This is a genomic window from Frateuria aurantia DSM 6220 (genome assembly GCF_000242255.2).
GTDB classification, from domain to species: Bacteria; Pseudomonadota; Gammaproteobacteria; order Xanthomonadales; family Rhodanobacteraceae; genus Frateuria; species Frateuria aurantia.
The window spans coordinates 3,162,719-3,178,936 of the sequence record NC_017033.1; the positions used below are offsets into that span (position 1 = coordinate 3,162,719).

Sequence of the window (16,218 nt, forward strand, 5' to 3'; positions counted from 1 at the left end):
CCACCGCCTGCACCGGAGCTGCCGATGACCGCCCCCCTGCCCACCCCGATCCCCTCTTCCCCGCAAGCACCGCAAGCACCGCAAGCACCGCAAGCACCGCAGCAACAAGCAGGCAGCGGCCCGGCCCATCGAATCCGCTCTGCCGCCGAAGCCCTCCAGATCGCGCGAGCGCTTGCCGGGGAACTGGGCCGGGAAGCTTCCGAGCGCGACCGGGACCGACGATTGCCCTGGGCTGAACTGGATGCGCTCAGCCGCAGCGGGCTGCTGGCCATCACCGTACCGAAGGCCGCAGGCGGCGCGGATGTCGACAGCGGCACCGTGGCCGAGGTGATCGCCATCCTGGCCGAGGCCGATGCCTCCATCGGACAGATTCCGCAAAACCATTTCTATCTGCTGGAAGCGCTGCGGGTGGATGGCAGCGAAGGCCAGCAGGCCCGCTACCATGCGCAGGTGCTGGCTGGTGCGCGCTTCGGCAACGCCCTGGCCGAGCTGGGCACGCCGACCGCGCTGGATATCCGTACCCGGATCCGGCCCCAGGCAGACGGCAGCTGGCTGCTTGACGGGCACAAGGCCTATTCGACCGGGGCGCTGTTCGCCCATTGGATCGGCGTCCAGGCACTCGATGAACAGGATCGCCCATGGCTGGCCATCATTCCGCATGATGCTGCGGGACTGGAACTGGTAGATGACTGGCTCGGCTTCGGCCAGCGCACCACCGGCAGCGGCACCACCCATCTGGATCAGGTCCGGGTCGAGGCCGATGCACTGATTCCGCATTACCGGGGCTTTGAGCGACCGACGCGGATCGGCCCCTTCGGCCAGCTTGTGCATGCCGGCATCGATCTGGGCATTGCCCGGGCCGCGCTGGCCGATACCTTGCAGTTTGTCCGTGAGCACTCACGGCCCTGGAAGGACGCCGGCGTGACGCGCGCCCGTGACGACCCCTATGTCATCGCCCGCATCGGCGGGTTGGATACCGCGCTCAGCGCCGCCCAGGCGCTGCTGCGACGCGCCGGGCGGCAAGTCGATGCGATCCGGGAGGCCGCATCTGCCGAGGATCTGGCCAGCGCTTCGGTGGCCGTCGCCGAGGCCAAGATCGCCACCAGCCGGATCGCGCTGGAGGCCAGCCAGAGCCTGTTCGAACTGGCAGGCAGCCAATCCACCTTGCAGGCGTACAACCTGGATCGGCACTGGCGCAATGCCCGCACCCATACCCTGCACGATCCTCTGCGCTGGAAATATCGCCTGATCGGCGACTACCTGCTGAACCACAGCCTGCCCCCGCGGCACGGCTCGGTCTGATCGCCAACGCCTCCGGAATCACGATGACCCGCCTCTTGCGCCTCAATGCCTTTGCAATGAACTGCGTCGGACACCAGTCACCCGGGCTGTGGACCCATCCCGCAGACCGGTCATCGCATTACAAGGATCTGGACTACTGGATCGAACTGGCCAGATTGCTGGAACGAGGCCTGTTCGACGGGCTGTTTATCGCCGATGTGCTCGGCGTATATGACGTCTATCAGGATTCATCCGCCGCCGCCCTGCGGCAGGCGGCGCAGATTCCGGTCAACGATCCGCTGCAGCTGATTCCGCCGATGGCATGGGTCACGGAACACTTGGGCTTTGGCCTGACGGCATCGATCTCCTTCGAGCACCCGTTCCCCTTCGCCCGCCGACTCTCGACCCTGGATCACCTGACCCGGGGTCGCGTCGGCTGGAATATCGTCACGTCCTATCTGGAAAGCGGCGCCCGCAATCTGGGTCTGCGCCAGCAGGTCGAGCATGACACCCGCTATGACTATGCCGATGAATACCTGGAAGTCTGCTACAAGCTGCTGGAAGGCAGCTGGGAAGAAGGCGCCGTGCAGCGTGATCGCGAGCGCCGGGTGTTCACCGACCCCGCCAGGGTCCACCCGATCCGCCATCAAGGCCGCTGGTTCCAGGTGCCCGGTATCCATCTCAGCGAACCCTCGATCCAGCGTACGCCGGTGTTGTATCAGGCCGGCACCTCCCGCCGCGGCCGCCGGTTCGCCGGCCAACATGCTGAATGCGTGTTTCTGGCCAGCCCCTCCAAGGCGGCGCTGGCCCGCCAGATCAGGAGCCTGCGCGAGGAGGCCGTGCGCGCCGGACGCGATCCATCCGCGCTGCTCTTCTTCAACCTGCTGACTCTGGTGATTGCCGACACCGATGCCCAGGCAAAGGCCAAACTCGACGACTATCGCCGCCATGCCAGCCGGGAGGGCGCACTGGCCCTGATGTCAGGCTGGACCGGCATCGATCTGGCCATCTATCCTCCCGATCAGCCGTTGCAAAAGGTCAAGACCCAGGCGATCCAATCGGCCGTGGAAGCCTTTTCCAGTAGCGACCCCGAAACCGAATGGACCGTGGATGCTCTGGCCCACTGGGCCGGCATCGGTGGTCTGGGACCGTTGCTGGTCGGCAGCCCCGCGACCGTAGCCGACCAATTGCAAGTCTGGCAGGAGGCCACCGGCGTGGACGGCTTCAATCTGGCCTATGCCATCGCTCCACGCAGCTTCGAGGACATCGTCGAACTGCTGGTGCCCGAACTGCAGCGCCGCGGCATCTACAAGACCGCTTATGCCCCGGGCAGTCTGCGCCACAAGCTGTTCGGCCAGGGTGACCGCTTGCAGTCACCTCATCCGGCGGCCCATTGGCGGGAAGTCATTCCACAACGGACCGCAACCGCCTGATCCGTCATCTTGGCGATCTGCGCGACGGAGTCCCTGATTCAGATCAGGCCTGCGGCGAGCCAGCGCTCAGCAACGAAACAGGATGACCGGGCTCTGCATGATGGTGGCCAGATGAAGGGCGCTTGCCGGTGGCAGCGGCCGACGGCGGGGCCTTGCACATCTGCAGCGCCACGGCATTCAGGGCACGGTCCTCGCTGGCCACTTCGGCCGCACTCAGAAAACCTTGTCGCTGGACGAGGCCGTCGGCCTGACGCCGTACCGCATCGACCTGCTGCCACATCTGCAGGGCCTTGGCCTCGCTCAGCAGTCTGGCCTTGCGGGCCGTGCTGATATCGGCCTGCAGGATATTGCCTCGCATCGACACATGTGCCTGACGGGGATCTGTGATCGAACCGCCGGTATCGGCCTTCAGCGACAGCTGTTGCGACAGATCGCAACTGGGATAATCCGGACTGCTGGCCTGACGGCCAGTCTGGGCGAAGACCTGGCCACAGCCCAGGGCCAGCGCGATGATCAGCAGATATTTCATGGGCGACTCCGGCAAGCTGTTGATCGATGGCATACAGTCTGGCGGACTGCGACTGAAGCTGACTTGTACCGGCTCATAATGCGCAGCGATATGTCGCGCCAGCGATAAAGTCGACAAAAAAAGACCCCGCGCAAGCGCGGGGTCTTTCGATCTGCGATACAGCGGAGGGACTTAGAAGTCCATGCCGCCCATACCGCCCATACCGCCCGGAGCGCCGGCCGGAGCCTCGTCCTTCTTGGGCAGCTCGGCCACGATGGCTTCGGTGGTGATGGCCAGACCGGCCACCGACGAAGCGTACTGCAGGGCCGAACGGGTCACCTTGGTCGGATCCAGGATGCCGAAGGCAATCATGTCACCGAACTCGCCGGTCGCGGCGTTGTAGCCGAAGTTGCCGCTGCCTTCCTTGACCTTGTTGACCACGACCGAGCCTTCTTCACCGGCATTGGTGACGATGGCGCGCAGCGGAGCTTCCAGGGCGCGACGGGTGATGGCAATGCCCAGATCCTGATCGGCATTGGTGCCCTTCACGCCTTCCAGTGCCTTCAGCGCACGGATCAGGGCCACGCCACCGCCGGGGACCACGCCTTCTTCGACGGCTGCACGGGTCGCGTGCAGAGCATCTTCGACGCGGGCCTTCTTTTCCTTCATTTCGACTTCGGTAGCGGCACCGACCTTGATCACCGCCACACCGCCGGCCAGCTTGGCGACGCGTTCCTGCAGCTTTTCACGATCGTAGTCCGACGAGGTCTCCTCGATCTGGGCCTTGATCTGGCCGATCCGCGACTGGATGCGCTCGGCTTCGCCGGCACCGTCGATGATGGTGGTGTTTTCCTTGGTGATCACCACGCGCTTGGCACGACCCAGCTCGTTGATGGTGGTCTTTTCCAGCTGCAGACCGACTTCCTCGGCGATGACCTGGCCATTGGTGAGGATGGCGATGTCTTCCAGGATGGCCTTGCGGCGGTCACCGAAGCCCGGCGCCTTGACGGCGGCGACCTTGACAATGCCACGGATGGTGTTGACCACCAGGGTCGCCAGGGCTTCGCCCTCGACTTCCTCGGCAACGATCAGCAGCGGCTTGCCGGCCTTGGCGACGGCTTCCAGCACCGGCAGCAGTTCGCGGACGTTGGAGACCTTCTTGTCGTGGATCAGGATGAACGGATCGTCCAGTTCAACCTGCTGCGACTGCTGGTTGTTGATGAAGTAAGGCGACAGGTAGCCGCGATCGAACTGCATGCCTTCGACGACGTCCAGCTCGTTTTCCAGACCCGAACCTTCCTCGACGGTGATCACGCCTTCCTTGCCGACCTTCTTCATCGCGGTGGCGATGATGTCACCGATGTTTTCATCGGAGTTGGCCGAGATCGTGCCGACCTGGGCGATGGCCTTGTCGTCGGCGGTGGGCTTGGACAGGGTCTTCAGCTCGGCGACGGCAGCCACGACGGCCTTGTCGATACCGCGCTTCAGATCCATCGGGTTGATGCCGGCGGCCACGGCCTTCAGGCCTTCCTGGATGAACGCCTGGGCCAGCACGGTCGCGGTGGTGGTACCGTCACCGGCGTTGTCCGAAGTCTTGGAGGCGGCTTCCTTGACGATCTGGGCGCCGATGTTCTCGTACTTGTCGGCCAGTTCGATTTCCTTGGCGACGGACACGCCGTCCTTAGTGATCGTCGGCGAACCGAAGCTCTTTTCCAGAACCACGTTGCGGCCCTTGGGACCCAGGGTGACCTTGACGGCGTTGGCCAGGGTGTTCACGCCCTTGAGGATGCGCGAGCGGGCGTCTTCGCCGAAGCGGACTTCTTTAGCTGCCATAATTTTTTTGCCTCAAAAAAATTGAATTGAAGATGGGGACGAATCGCGAAAGCCGTGCCAGAAGGAGCCGAAGGCGACTGGCGTGCGCCGCATGCTTTTGCCGCGCACTGCCCGCCCGGCTCCGGGGCATCAGGCCTCGATGATCGCCACAATATCGTCTTCCTTCAGGAAGACCAGCTCTTCGCCGTCGATCTTGATTTCCTGGCCGGCGTACTTGCCGAACAGGACGGTGTCGCCTTCCTTCACGCTGATCGGACGGATTTCACCGCTGGCCAGAATCAGACCCTTGCCGGCGGCGATCACCTTGCCGCGGGTGGGCTTTTCGGTGGCGCTGTCGGGAATCACGATGCCGCCGGCGGAAACCCGCTCTTCTTCCAGACGCTTGACGATGACGCGATCGTGCAACGGACGCAGTTTGCTCATAACGACTCCAGCAAATTTAAGTTGAGTTGGACCAGAAACCTGCCAAGGCAGTTGCCTTCTGTCAGCACTCTACCCGGGTGAGTGCTAAATTTTAGTCACAGTCCGGACCCGGAGAAAAGAGCCTCGGTACGGTGGCTTGAATGCTAGATAAGGACGGGCTGCCGGCTTTCAAGGGGGGAGGGCGACAATTGCTCCGCCCTGCAGAGACCAGCCCTGACTGGCTATCCCTCCGGCTCAGGCCATGGTGCCGGCCATCATTTCTTTCCCGCAGCCTCGGCGCGGGAAGGAGCCGAAGCGGCGGACGGAACGCTCTGCCGACAGCCCCCCGGAAACGCCTCGCCCCCTCCGCAGCCCGGATCGCTCGCCCGCCAGACCGGCGATCCTCCGCCGACGCGACCTGTGCATATGTCGCGACGAAATCATCATCAGCACATCGGCTTGGCTCCTTCCGGCGAGTTTGCGATGATGGCCGATCGGGCGTTACGCCATTTTGGATCCCCATCCGGAGTCTGCATGTTTCGGTTATCCACGCGCCGCTGGGCGCTGCTGCTCTGGCTGAGCCTGGCCACACTGCTGTCGGCCTCGGCCACCCCGGCTCAGGAAGATCTGGAGGGCGGCCTGCTGCCCATCGGCAAGGCTTTCCAGTTGCAGGGCTCGCTTGCCGGCCCCGGCCGGATTCATCTGCACTGGACCATCGCCGAACACTATTACCTGTATCGCAGCCACATCAAGTTCACGCCCGGTCCCGGCCTGACCCTGGGGACGCCCGAACTTCCGCGCGGCCACCAGTACCACGATGAGTATCTGGGCGATGTGGAGACCTATCACGACAGCCTGGATGCAGATCTTCCCTATGCCGGCCATGGCCCCGTCCAGCTGCAGGTCCAATACCAGGGCTGCCATGAAGTCGACCCCAAGATCTGCTATCCCCCGCATACCGAGACCCTGACGCTGGGCGGCCCCGCGACCGCCACGGGCACGGAAGCCGCCGCCGCGGCATCCGTGCCGCACGCCGCGCAGGTCAGCGACCCGACAAGCCTCGCGCAGCTGGGCCAGGACCCCGCCGCCGGCAGATCTCCCTTGCCGGTCGCCCAGGCCTTTGTATTGCAAGGCGTCGCCGACTCACCGCGACAGCTGCTGCTGCGCTGGCAGATGCCGCCGGGCTATTACCTGTACAAGAGCCAGATCAGCCTGCACCTCGCCGCAGGCCAGGGCGGCCGGATCAAGCCGCTGCACTGGCCCTCGGGCATGGCCCATCACGACAATTATTACGGCGATGCCATCGTCTACTTCGATACGCTGGAACTGCCGGTGGAGCTGGCCGATCTGCCGGCTTCGGCCAAGACGGTGCAGCTGCAGGTTCGCTATCAGGGCTGCCTGCAGAACGGCATCTGTTATCCGCCGGTGGATGCGCCACTGCAGCTGTCCCTGGATGGCCAGCCAGGGACAGTCTCTGCCGCACCCGCCGAGGCGCCTCCAGCCACCGCAGCGAACCAGACCGACAGCCGTGGGCAGAGCCTCCCCGGCCTCAGTGCCTGGCTGTTGCTGAGCGCCCTTCTTGGCGGTCTGCTGATGAATCTGCTGCCCTGCGTGCTGCCGGTCTTGTCCCTGAAGGTGCTGGGCATTCTGGACAACAGTCACGAGCTGAAGGCCTTGCGCCGGCATGCGGTGTTCTACACGGCCGGCGTTCTGCTCAGCTTCGTCGCCATCGATCTGCTGGCCCATCTGTTTGGCCAGGGACTCGGTGCCCAGCTGCAGCGGCCGCTGGTGGTGGCCATCCTGACCTGCGTCATGGTCGCTGTCGGCCTGTCCTTGTCCGGAGTGGTGGAATTTACCGCTCGCTTCAGCAATATGGGCCAGTCGCTGGCTTCACGCGGCGGCCGCGCAGGTGATTTCTTCACCGGTGTGCTGGCCGTGGTCGTGGCCAGCCCCTGCACCGGCCCGCTGATGGGACCGCCGGTGGCTTTTGCCCTGACCGCGCCACTGGCCAGCAGCCTGGCCGTCTTCATCGCTCTGGGCCTGGGGCTGGCCCTGCCGGTGATCCTGATCGCCTTGCTGCCGGGTCTGGCCCGACGGTTGCCCCGTCCGGGCGCCTGGATGGAAACCCTGAAACAGTGGCTGGCTTTCCCCATGTATCTGACGGCCGTTTGGCTGGCCTGGGTCCTGGCCAAGCAGCGCGGCGCCGATGCCATCGGTCTGGTTCTGGTTTCGGTGGTGGCGCTGGCGATGAGCCTGTGGTGGCTGCAACGCAGCCGGCACAGACATCCAGCCTTGCGACTGCTGCTGCTGCCGATGGCTCTCGCCACCGTCATGCCTATGGTCCTCCTGGCTCGCCTGCCGGCACCGACGGCCGGGCCGGCAGCCACCGAAGATGGCGTGGTGGCCTATAGCCCAAAAAAACTGGCCCAGTTGCGGGCGGCCGGCACACCGGTTCTTGTCGACATGACCGCCGACTGGTGCGTCACCTGCAAGGCCAATGAGCATACGGTGCTGGACAGCGCCGAGTTCAAGGCGCTGCTGCAACAGACCGGCGCGGTGTACATGAAGGGGGACTGGACCGACGTGAATCCCACCATTGCGGCCTTTCTCAAGCACTACCACTCCCCTGGCGTGCCGCTGTACGTGGTGTTCTCGCGCCATGGCGGCGATGGCGAAGTCCTGCCCAGTGTGCTGACCGCGGGCGTGGTCAAAGCCGCCCTGCAGCGGGCGGCACAATAAGCATGCGGATCTCGCCCACCCGCCTGATCCTGGGCCTGGCGATCCTCGCCGGTCTCGCGGCCGAATGGCAGCAATGGCATGCCCATCGCGGCGAAGCCCGTCCGCCCCAGGTGGCCGGCATCGGCGACCAGGCTCCTGATCTGAGTCTGCCTGATCTGCAGGGGCAGCCGCATCGGCTGTCGGAATTCCACGGTTCGCGGCGGATCCTCAACTTCTGGGCCAGCTGGTGCGGCCCCTGCCAGCAGGAAATGCCGGCACTGGATCACGCCGCCACCACGGCCAAGGCCGATATCATCGGCATCGCCATGGATTCCCCTGTTGCCGTACGCCAGTTCCTGGCCGCCCGACCTGTGCATTATCCGGTGCTGCTGGGGCGGTTGACTCCGCCCAGCAGCTCGGCACGCTTCGATGACGATGGCGGCATGCTGCCCTACAGCGTCTTGCTGGATGCCGACGGCAAAGTGCTTGCCCGTCATGCCGGCGCCCTGGATCCCGTCCTGCTGGCACGTTGGCTGGACCCGGCACAAACCCCCTGAACCAGCACGACGCAATACGGTAGCGAATGGAACTCCGACCTTTTTCGCTAAACATCGCCGAACATCGCCGAACTGGACAAACCCCCATGAGTCCATCACACTGCCAACCATCGCTCCGCTGCTGGTACTGAATCCATGGCCCGACTGCTGGCATTGCACGGTCCCAATCTGAATCTGCTCGGCGTTCGCGAGCCTGAGGTCTATGGTCGCCAGACGCTGGCCGATATCGATGCCCAGCTGCAGGCGCAGGCAGAAGCCGCCGGCCACAGTCTGGAATGCGAGCAGTTCAATGCCGAGCATCTGCTGCTGGAACGGATCCACCGGGCCCGCGAGGATGGCACCCGGCTGATCCTGATCAATCCGGGCGCATTCACCCATACCAGCATTGCCTTGCGCGATGCCTTGGCCGGGGTGGCTATCCCGTTCATTGAAATCCACATGTCCAATGTCCATGCCCGCGAGCCGTTCCGGCGCCATTCCTATCTGACCGACATCGCGATCGGACTAATCTGCGGATTCGGCGCCGACAGTTACCGGCTCGGCCTGGAGGCGGCCATTCGCCGTCTGGCCGACACGCATTGAATCCACATCCTCTTTGCCACGCTGCCGCCTGACGGCAGGGCACCACGACACCACAAGGGTTCTCCCATGGATCTACGCAAGATCAAGAAGCTGATTGACCTCCTCGAGGAATCCAATCTGTCCGAGCTGGAAATCAAGGAAGGCGAGGAAGTCGTACGCCTGTCACGGGTACCCAAGGGTGGCATCGCCATCGCGGCACCACCGCCGGTGGCAGCGGCACCAGTCGCGACATCGGTCGCGGCACCGGCCCCGCCAGCCGCGACACCGGCTGTGCCGGCGACCTCCAGCCTGCCGGCCGGCACCGTGATCAAGGCCCCGATGGTCGGCACCTTCTACAGCGCCGCCTCTCCCGAGGCCCCGGCCTTTGCCAAGGTCGGTCAGCAGGTCAAGGTCGGCGACACCCTGGGCATCATCGAGGCCATGAAGATGTTCAACCAGATCGAAGCCGAGGTCGCGGGCACCATCCAGGCCATCCTGATTGAAAACGGGCAGTCGGTGGAATTCGACGAACCCATGTTCATCATCAGCTGAACGGCGACGCCACGATGCCCAAGCTAGAAAAAGTCGTCATCGCCAATCGCGGCGAGATCGCCCTGCGAATCCTGCGCGCCTGTCAGGCCCTGGGAATCAGAACGGTGGCCGTCCACTCCACCGCCGATCGCAATCTCAAGCACGTCGGCCTGGCCGACGAGTCGATCTGCATCGGCCCGCCGGCCGCCGGCGAAAGCTATCTGAACATTCCGCGCCTGATCGCGGCCGCCGAAATCACCGATGCCACCGCGATTCATCCAGGCTACGGTTTTCTGTCCGAGCGGGCCGATTTTGCCGAACAGGTGGAAAAATCCGGCTTTGTGTTTATCGGCCCCACCGCCGAAGTGATCCGCCTGATGGGCGACAAGGTCGAGGCCATCAAGGCGATGAAGAGCGCCGGCGTGCCTTGCGTGCCAGGCTCCGGCGGTCCGCTGGACGAAGACCCGGCCCGGAATCTGCGGATCGCGGACGAGATCGGCTACCCGGTGATCATCAAGGCCGCCGGCGGTGGTGGCGGTCGCGGCATGCGCGTGGTCCGTGATGCCGAACACTTGGTGCAGTCGATTGCCCTGACCAAGTCCGAGGCCAAGGCAGCCTTCGGCAATGGTCAGGTCTATATGGAAAAATTCCTGGAAAATCCGCGTCACGTGGAAATCCAGGTACTGGCCGATGGCCAGGGGCACGCCATCCATCTGGGCGAGCGCGACTGCTCGATGCAGCGCCGCCACCAGAAAGTCGTCGAGGAAGCGCCCGCCCCCGGCATCACCCCCGCCGTCCGCGACGAGATCGGCCGTGTCTGCGTCGAGGCCTGCCTGCGCATCGGCTACCGTGGTGCCGGCACCTTCGAGTTCCTGTACGAAGACGGCCGCTTCTACTTTATCGAGATGAATACCCGCATCCAGGTCGAACATCCGGTCACGGAAATGGTCACCGGCGTGGATCTGGTCCGCGAGCAGCTGCTGATCGCCGGTGGCGAGCCGCTTTCGCTGCGCCAGGAAGACATCGTGCTGCGGGGACATGCCATCGAATGCCGCGTCAACGCCGAGGATCCGGACAGTTTCATGCCCTCGCCCGGCACCATCACCGCCTTTGAAGCACCGGGCGGCCCGGGTGTGCGGGTCGACACGCATATCTATGGCGGCTACAAGATCCCGCCCAACTATGACTCGATGATCGGCAAGCTGATCGTGCACGGCCCGGACCGCGCCACGGCCATCGCCCGCATGCAGATCGCCCTGGGCGAAACCGTGATCGAAGGCGTGAAGTGCAATATTCCACTGCAGCAGCGGATCATGGCCGATACCGGCTTCCAGGCCGGCGGCAAGAACATCCACTATCTGGAAAAGCGGATGGCGGAAATGAAGAAAGACGCCGGCGGGCACTGATCGCCGCGCCTGCCCGTCTCCGGCCCGGCCGGAGACGGGCGTTGTTCTGCCCTATTGACCTCGCCGCGAGTACCCGCCATCTTGGCGGACTGAGCACTCCCGACGAATACATCCATGCCCTGGCTTGAACTATCCCTGACCCTGCAGGCTTCCCAGCAACCGCGCGCGGAAGCTGCGCTTGAAGAGCTGGGCGCCTTGTCGGTCACCCTGCGTGATGCCGATGCCGAAACGCCGGACGAGCAGGCCATTTTCGAACCCGGTGTCGGGGAGCTGCCGTTGTGGGCCAGCATCACCATGCAGGCCTTGTTCGAGGATGGCACCGATCAGCGCGGCCTGAGCGCCGCACTGCACGAACTGCTGCCGGCATTGGACGCCGCCAGCCTGCATTTCAGTACCGTCGAGGATCAGGACTGGGAACGGGCCTGGATGGACCAGTACCAGCCCATGCAGTTCGGCCAGCGGCTGTGGATCTATCCCTGGAATATCGAGCCGCCGGACGCTGACGATACCGTCGTGGTGCGCCTGGACCCGGGCCTGGCCTTCGGCAGCGGCACGCATCCCACCACCGCCCTGTGCCTGGAGTGGCTGGACGCCCAGGATCTGCAGGGGCGTCGGGTCATCGATTTCGGCTGCGGCTCGGGCATTCTGGCCATTGCTGCACTGAAGCTGGGGGCCGCCTCCGCCCTGGCTATCGACAATGATCCGCAGGCGCTCAGCGCCACGGCGGACAATGCCGAACGCAATGCAGTGGGCGAGCGCCTGCAACGGCTGTCCGTCGAAGCGGGACCGCAGGCCGCTGCCCAGGTCGAGCCGGCCGAAGTGATGGTCGCCAATATTCTCGCCGGCCCGCTGGCGGCACTGGCGCCGGATTTCGCCCGCCTGACCTGCCCCGGCGGGCGTCTGGCCATTTCCGGCATTCTCGCCGAACAGGAAGCCGGTCTGCTGGAGCGTTATGCCGAGTGGTTCGACGAACTGCAGGCCGAGCGCCGCGAAGACTGGGTCCGCATCAGCGGACGCCGCCGTCACGGCGCCTGAGTCCGGACCGACACACCCCGGCCATGACCTCCAACCCGCTCAGCACCCAGTGCCCGCAGTGCCAGCAGGTGCTGGATGTCACCCTGCATCAGCTGGCGCAGGCCCGTGGCCGCGCAGTTTGCGGACACTGCCACGCCAGTTTCGATGCACTCGCCCGCCTGGCATTGAATGCCGCCGGTCTGCCGGGGCCACGCAAGCCCTACCCGGTCAGCAACGAACTGCCCTTGCTGAACAGCCAGCCTGCGCCCATCCGTACCGAGCCGGCCATCCCTGCAAGGCCCGACGTCGCCCCCCGCGCCGGCGAAACGATCCAGGACCCGGTCACCGCCGGACCGGTGGCCGCCAGTGCCTTGCTGCTGCGCCAGCCGGCCGTCAGCGAAGAGGCGCCCGCCCGGACCTTTGTTCCCGATTTTGTCCGCCAGTCCGGCTCCGCAGCCCGTCGGCGCTGGCGTCATCTGGCGATCGGCGCCGCAGCTCTGCTGCTGCTCGCCTTTGGCGCCTGGGGGCTGCGCAGACCGTTGACCCGATTGCCCTTGACCGGTCCAGGCATGGCCTGGCTCTGCTCGGTCAGCGGCTGCCGCCTGCCCATTCTGCGCGACAGCCGCAGGCTGCAGCTGCTGGCCCGCGATGTCCGCGCCAATCCCCAGCATCCGGGGCAGCTGGCGATCAATCTCAGTCTGCGCAACAACGCCTGGTTCACCCAGCCCTACCCCATCGTCAACGTGCAGCTGCAAGGCCGCGACGGCCACCCTCTGGCCTCGCGGGACTTTCGGCCCGAGACTTATCTGGGACACGTCCCGAGGCCGGACCAGGGCCTGCAGCCCGCAGCCGAACTGACCATTTCACTGCAGATGGATGATCCCGGCACGGCCGCCAGCAGCTTTGGCCTCCACTTCCGCTGAGCCCTCCCGGACGCGACTGAGCCCGTGGCAAGGTGAGCACGGATTGACCACAAGGGCTTAAAATTACACGCCGGTAAAGGTAGACTCTCTCTTCTCGGAGTCTCCGCTTCGACGACTCCAGCCTTCGCGCCCGGCCCTTGCCGTCACGCAGGCGATCACACTCCAATACCACGAATCAGCGGGGCCTATGTAGCCACCGTAAGGAACAACGAGGGGATATGCCCGTGAATGCCGCCAGCCTGCCTATTGTCGGGGCCGCTGAAACCACCCTGGAACCAGGCCTGCCTCAGAGTGCGTTGAGCGAAGCCGTCAGCCGGGCGGCCCGCCGCTATCTGAGCGATATCGGTGACACCCCCTGCGCCGAAGGTCTGTATTCGCTGTTCATCCGCGAACTGGAAGCCCCCTTGCTGCGCGAAGTACTGGCCTGGCATGACGGCAACCAGAGCCGTGCCGCCACCGCACTGGGCATCAACCGCGCCACTCTGCGCAAGAAATTGAGCCAGTACGGCCTGGGCTGATCTCGCCTGCCGACGGCGTGCCGTGTTCCGGCGACGACGGAACGCAGCGCCCTACCGTCAGGCTGGCTTATAATCGAGAGCTTTCCCACGGATTGCCGCCGATGCCAGCCTCCATGACCACTCCCATTCGTCGCGCCCTGCTGAGCGTTTCCGACAAGCAAGGACTGCTGGAGCTGGCCCGCCGGCTGGCGGCCTGTCAGATCGAACTGCTTTCCACCGGCGGCTCCGCCAAGGCTCTGCGCGAGGCCGGCATCCCGGTGACCGAGGTCAGTGCCCACACCGGTTTTCCGGAAATCATGGATGGTCGCGTAAAGACCTTGCATCCGGCCATCCACGGCGGCCTGCTGGGGCGCCGTGGCACCGACGATGCCGTGATGCAGGCCCAGGCGATCGCCCCCATCGACCTGCTGGTACTGAATCTGTATCCCTTCGAGGCCACTGTCGCCAAGCCCGGCTGCACGCTTGAGGATGCGATCGAGAACATTGATATCGGCGGTCCGGCCATGCTGCGCTCGGCAGCCAAGAACTGGAACGATGTCGGCGTACTGACCTCCCCGGCCCAATACGAGGCTGCCCTGGCCGAAATCGAGGCCGATGGCGGCCTGAGCCGTGCCAGCCGCTTCAAGCTGGCCGTGGCGGCCTTCAACAATGTCGCCAACTACGACGGCGCGATCAGCGATTATCTGTCCGCTCTGCAGCTGGACGAAACGCTGACCGCCATTGCCGGCCACGAAAACTTCCCGGCCCAGATCAACAGCCGTTTCGAGAAAGTCACGGATCTGCGCTACGGCGAGAATCCCCACCAGCAGGCGGCCTTCTATCGCGATCTGCATCCCGCTCCGGGCACACTGGCCACCTTCCGCCAGCTGCAAGGCAAGGAGCTGTCGTTCAACAATATCGCCGACGCCGATGCGGCCTGGGAGTGTGTACGCGCCTTCGTCAAGCCCGCCTGCGTCATCGTCAAGCATGCCAATCCCTGCGGCGTGGCCGTCAGTCAGGAGGGCATCGGCCAGGCTTATGAGCTGGCCTACCAGACAGACCCGACATCGGCATTCGGCGGCATCATCGCCTTCAACCGGGAAGTGGACGGCGCGACCGCACAGACCATCGTCGCTCGCCAGTTTCTGGAAGTGGTGCTGGCCCCGGCCTACAGCGAGGAAGCACTGCAGGCTTTCAGCAAGAAGGGCAATGTGCGAGTGCTGGAAATTCCCCTGCCCGAAGGCACCGACCTGCTCGTGGCCCATCCGGGCAACCACAGCAAGCGGGTGGGCTCGGGCCTGCTGATCCAGAGCGCCGATACCGGCATGATCCAGGCCGATGACCTGAAAATCGTCACCAAGCTGGCTCCGACCCCGCAGCAGATCGAGGATCTGATCTTCGCCTGGAAGGTGGCCAAGTTCGTGAAGTCCAATGCCATCGTCTATGCCCGCAACCGTCAGACCATCGGCATTGGCGCCGGTCAGATGAGCCGCGTCTACAGCGCCCGGATCGCCGGCATCAAGGCGGCCGACGAAGGCCTGGAAGTCCGTGGCTCGGTGATGGCCAGCGATGCGTTCTTCCCGTTCCGCGACGGTATCGATGCCGCCGCCGCCGCCGGCATCAGCGCCGTGATCCAGCCGGGCGGCTCGATGCGCGACGCGGAGGTGATCGCCGCCGCGGATGAACATGGCATGGCCATGGTCTTCACCGGCATGCGCCACTTCAGGCACTGAGCCGGACCTGCTCAGACTCGCGCCGACGAAAGGAAAAAGAGACTGGGCCGACCTCACGGCGCGACGGCAGCCTCCTCTCGCAAAGAGCGACACGCGCCGCATCGCCGCGAGGCCGACGGTCGGACCTGGCCCTCTCCAGAGGATCTCAGGCATGGCTGCAACAACAGGTCGTCATCGTTTTCAGGCACTGTCCAACAAGACCTCGGGCGCCTTTCCCGGCCCCCGGGGTTTTCTTTGTCCACACCCGTAAAATCCCTGCCCATGCAAGGTCAGCTGACTGCGGCGAAAAGGTAATGGAAACTGAATCGTTGCCACAGGATATGGAACATAATGGCGATGCAGTGGACTAAACTCTGCGCATCGCCGTGAGGCGACCGTCGGATCGAAGACCAGTCAACGATCCCAGGGACAGCGGCCATGACAGGTCTTTATGGGCCTGGAGCACTGTCTAACAGAACCCCGGGCGCCCTTCCCCTGGCCCCCGGGGTTTTCTTTGCCCGTCAACCGGAAAATCCGGCGCCCGATCATGCTGCGGGCAGCTGGCTGCGGCGAAAAGGAAACGGAAACTGAATCGATATAATGGCGAAGTGAACATATTGAAGGCACAGAGGACTAAACTCTGCGCATCGCCGTGAGGCGACCGTCGGATCGAAGATCAATCAACGATCCTAGGGACAGCGACCATGACAGGTCTTTATGGGCCTGGAGCGCTGTCTAACAGAACCCCGGGCGCCCTTCCCCTGGCCCCCGGGGTTTTCTTTGTCCGCCCACCGGAAAATACCTGCACCGACCTGACGGGCTGCCGGCGGCGTCCGAAGGAC

Annotated in this window: 14 protein-coding genes; 11 read left to right on the forward strand and 3 right to left on the reverse strand. The window is 64.6% G+C overall.

The features are described from left to right. Positions 1-24: 24 nt before the first annotated feature. Together FRAAU_RS14475 and FRAAU_RS14480 are read left to right on the forward strand one after the other, a co-directional pair. Positions 25-1,302 (forward strand): SfnB family sulfur acquisition oxidoreductase, encoded by a 1,278-nt coding sequence (locus FRAAU_RS14475; RefSeq protein WP_014404262.1) that lies wholly within the window; start codon positions 25-27, stop codon positions 1,300-1,302. 23 nt (positions 1,303-1,325) lie between these two features. Then, positions 1,326-2,714 carry an LLM class flavin-dependent oxidoreductase gene (locus FRAAU_RS14480; RefSeq protein WP_014404263.1) on the forward strand — a complete coding sequence of 463 codons (1,389 nt, stop codon included), beginning with the start codon at positions 1,326-1,328 and terminating at the stop codon, positions 2,712-2,714. Positions 2,715-2,757: 43 nt separating this feature from the next. Here FRAAU_RS14480 and FRAAU_RS14485 read toward each other — a convergent pair whose 3' ends face one another. The 3 genes from FRAAU_RS14485 to FRAAU_RS14495 all read right to left on the reverse strand — a co-directional run bounded on the left by FRAAU_RS14485 (position 2,758) and on the right by FRAAU_RS14495 (position 5,478). Further along, a complete protein-coding gene (locus tag FRAAU_RS14485; RefSeq protein ID WP_014404264.1) occupies positions 2,758-3,243 on the reverse strand; it encodes a hypothetical protein in 486 nt (161 codons plus the stop codon). A 171-nt stretch (positions 3,244-3,414) separates the two neighbouring features. Then, positions 3,415-5,055 (reverse strand): chaperonin GroEL, encoded by a 1,641-nt coding sequence (gene groL / locus FRAAU_RS14490; RefSeq protein WP_014404265.1) that lies wholly within the window; start codon positions 5,053-5,055, stop codon positions 3,415-3,417. 129 nt (positions 5,056-5,184) lie between these two features. Next, on the reverse strand, positions 5,185-5,478 hold the full coding sequence (locus FRAAU_RS14495) for a co-chaperone GroES (protein ID WP_014404266.1): 294 nt from the start codon (positions 5,476-5,478) through the stop codon (positions 5,185-5,187). A 513-nt stretch (positions 5,479-5,991) separates the two neighbouring features. On the opposite strand from FRAAU_RS14495, the gene FRAAU_RS14500 reads away from it, so the two are divergent. The 9 genes from FRAAU_RS14500 (at position 5,992) to purH (ending at position 15,397) form a co-directional block, all read left to right on the forward strand. After that, positions 5,992-8,196, forward strand: coding sequence for a protein-disulfide reductase DsbD family protein (locus FRAAU_RS14500; protein ID WP_014404267.1), 2,205 nt, complete (start codon positions 5,992-5,994; stop codon positions 8,194-8,196). 2 nt (positions 8,197-8,198) lie between these two features. Further along, on the forward strand, positions 8,199-8,732 hold the full coding sequence (locus FRAAU_RS14505; RefSeq protein ID WP_014404268.1) for a TlpA family protein disulfide reductase: 534 nt from the start codon (positions 8,199-8,201) through the stop codon (positions 8,730-8,732). Between the two features lie 135 nt (positions 8,733-8,867). Next, complete coding sequence (gene aroQ / locus FRAAU_RS14510) at positions 8,868-9,314, forward strand: type II 3-dehydroquinate dehydratase (protein WP_014404269.1); 447 nt, start codon at positions 8,868-8,870, stop codon at positions 9,312-9,314. Between the two features lie 66 nt (positions 9,315-9,380). After that, positions 9,381-9,845, forward strand: coding sequence for an acetyl-CoA carboxylase biotin carboxyl carrier protein (gene accB, locus FRAAU_RS14515; protein WP_014404270.1), 465 nt, complete (start codon positions 9,381-9,383; stop codon positions 9,843-9,845). 14 nt (positions 9,846-9,859) lie between these two features. Beyond that, positions 9,860-11,230: an acetyl-CoA carboxylase biotin carboxylase subunit gene (gene accC, locus FRAAU_RS14520; protein WP_014404271.1), complete on the forward strand. Its 1,371-nt coding sequence runs from the start codon at positions 9,860-9,862 to the stop codon at positions 11,228-11,230. A 114-nt stretch (positions 11,231-11,344) separates the two neighbouring features. Next, on the forward strand, positions 11,345-12,265 hold the full coding sequence (gene prmA, locus FRAAU_RS14525) for a 50S ribosomal protein L11 methyltransferase (RefSeq protein WP_014404272.1): 921 nt from the start codon (positions 11,345-11,347) through the stop codon (positions 12,263-12,265). 23 nt (positions 12,266-12,288) lie between these two features. Next, the gene (locus FRAAU_RS16660; RefSeq protein ID WP_014404273.1) at positions 12,289-13,167 is read left to right on the forward strand and encodes a zinc-ribbon and DUF3426 domain-containing protein; all 879 of its coding nucleotides are present in this window, start codon (positions 12,289-12,291) and stop codon (positions 13,165-13,167) included. 218 nt (positions 13,168-13,385) lie between these two features. Next, positions 13,386-13,685, forward strand: a complete 300-nt coding sequence (locus tag FRAAU_RS14535) for a helix-turn-helix domain-containing protein (RefSeq protein WP_014404274.1) — start codon at positions 13,386-13,388, stop codon at positions 13,683-13,685. A 101-nt stretch (positions 13,686-13,786) separates the two neighbouring features. Further along, positions 13,787-15,397: a bifunctional phosphoribosylaminoimidazolecarboxamide formyltransferase/IMP cyclohydrolase gene (gene purH / locus FRAAU_RS14540; RefSeq protein ID WP_014404275.1), complete on the forward strand. Its 1,611-nt coding sequence runs from the start codon at positions 13,787-13,789 to the stop codon at positions 15,395-15,397. The last annotated feature ends 821 nt before the right edge of the window (positions 15,398-16,218 follow it).

Excerpts from the sequence above, each read along its gene's own strand:
- FRAAU_RS14475 (WP_014404262.1), top strand. The coding sequence starts at position 25 with ATGACCGCCCCCCTGCCCACCCCGATCCCCTCTTCCCCGCAAGCACCG.
- groL (WP_014404265.1), bottom strand. The coding sequence starts at position 5,055 with ATGGCAGCTAAAGAAGTCCGCTTCGGCGAAGACGCCCGCTCGCGCATC.
- accC (WP_014404271.1), top strand. The coding sequence starts at position 9,860 with ATGCCCAAGCTAGAAAAAGTCGTCATCGCCAATCGCGGCGAGATCGCC.
- FRAAU_RS14480 (WP_014404263.1), top strand. The coding sequence starts at position 1,326 with ATGACCCGCCTCTTGCGCCTCAATGCCTTTGCAATGAACTGCGTCGGA.
- FRAAU_RS14505 (WP_014404268.1), top strand. The coding sequence starts at position 8,199 with ATGCGGATCTCGCCCACCCGCCTGATCCTGGGCCTGGCGATCCTCGCC.
- FRAAU_RS14535 (WP_014404274.1), top strand. The coding sequence starts at position 13,386 with ATGCCCGTGAATGCCGCCAGCCTGCCTATTGTCGGGGCCGCTGAAACC.
- FRAAU_RS14495 (WP_014404266.1), bottom strand. The coding sequence starts at position 5,478 with ATGAGCAAACTGCGTCCGTTGCACGATCGCGTCATCGTCAAGCGTCTG.
- FRAAU_RS14485 (WP_014404264.1), bottom strand. The coding sequence starts at position 3,243 with ATGAAATATCTGCTGATCATCGCGCTGGCCCTGGGCTGTGGCCAGGTC.
- aroQ (WP_014404269.1), top strand. The coding sequence starts at position 8,868 with ATGGCCCGACTGCTGGCATTGCACGGTCCCAATCTGAATCTGCTCGGC.
- prmA (WP_014404272.1), top strand. The coding sequence starts at position 11,345 with ATGCCCTGGCTTGAACTATCCCTGACCCTGCAGGCTTCCCAGCAACCG.
- FRAAU_RS14500 (WP_014404267.1), top strand. The coding sequence starts at position 5,992 with ATGTTTCGGTTATCCACGCGCCGCTGGGCGCTGCTGCTCTGGCTGAGC.
- accB (WP_014404270.1), top strand. The coding sequence starts at position 9,381 with ATGGATCTACGCAAGATCAAGAAGCTGATTGACCTCCTCGAGGAATCC.
- FRAAU_RS16660 (WP_014404273.1), top strand. The coding sequence starts at position 12,289 with ATGACCTCCAACCCGCTCAGCACCCAGTGCCCGCAGTGCCAGCAGGTG.
- purH (WP_014404275.1), top strand. The coding sequence starts at position 13,787 with ATGCCAGCCTCCATGACCACTCCCATTCGTCGCGCCCTGCTGAGCGTT.